Origin of the sequence: Dactylosporangium sucinum (genome assembly GCF_014647515.1) — a bacterium.
Taxonomy (GTDB): Bacteria; Actinomycetota; Actinomycetes; order Mycobacteriales; family Micromonosporaceae; genus Dactylosporangium; species Dactylosporangium sucinum.
In genome coordinates this window covers 1-714 of sequence record NZ_BMPI01000019.1, presented here as the reverse complement: position 1 = coordinate 714, position 714 = coordinate 1, and the positions used below count along the sequence as shown (strand labels likewise).

The window sequence follows — 714 nt, the reverse complement described above, 5'->3', positions numbered from 1 at the left end:
GACATGCTGGCCGCGCTCGACGACCACGACCTGGTGATGGCCAGCCGCTACCGCGAGGGCGGCAGCAGCGGCGGCCTGGACGGCCCGCTGCGCAAGGTCGTCTCGACCGGGTCGACGATCCTGGCCCGGGTCGCCTTCCCGTTCGCCCTGCGCGGCGTCACCGACCCGATGACCGGCTTCTTCGGCGTCCGCCTCGGCATGGTGGACCCGGAGAAGCTGCGCTCCCGCGGGTTCAAGATCCTGCTGGAGATCCTGGCCCGCTACCCGCGGCTGCGCCGTGCCGAGGTGCCGCTCGACTTCGGCCAGCGCCTCGCGGGAACCAGCAAGGGCGATCTGCGCCAAGGCCTGCTGTACCTGCGGCAGCTGCCCTGGCTGCGCCTCGTCACCTGGGCGTTCGGCCCGCTCATGCGCTGGGGTTCCGGGCTGGCGCTCGTCGCCGCGGTCACCGCCGGTCTCGTCGTCTCGTCCCCGTCCCGCACCGCGGTGCTGGTGCTGTTGGTGACCGCGGTCGCGGTGTTCAACACCGTGGTCGGCACCCTTGAGGTGCGGTGGCGGCTGTACGGCTGGCGGACGCCGGAGGCGGTCGACCAGATGCGCTGGCCGGCGCCCGGCGAGGACGAGCACCACGAGCGGTTCTCCATCATCGTGCCGGCGCTGCACGAGGAGTTCGTCATCGCCGGCACCCTGCGCCACCTGCTGGAACAGGACTACGGC

Annotated in this window: 1 protein-coding gene; it reads left to right on the top strand. The window is 72.4% G+C overall.

All coding sequences use genetic code 11. The features are described 5' to 3' along the window. The coding region (locus tag IEZ31_RS20405) for a glycosyltransferase family protein (protein ID WP_505661130.1) at positions 1–714 on the top strand (714 nt) is incomplete at both ends.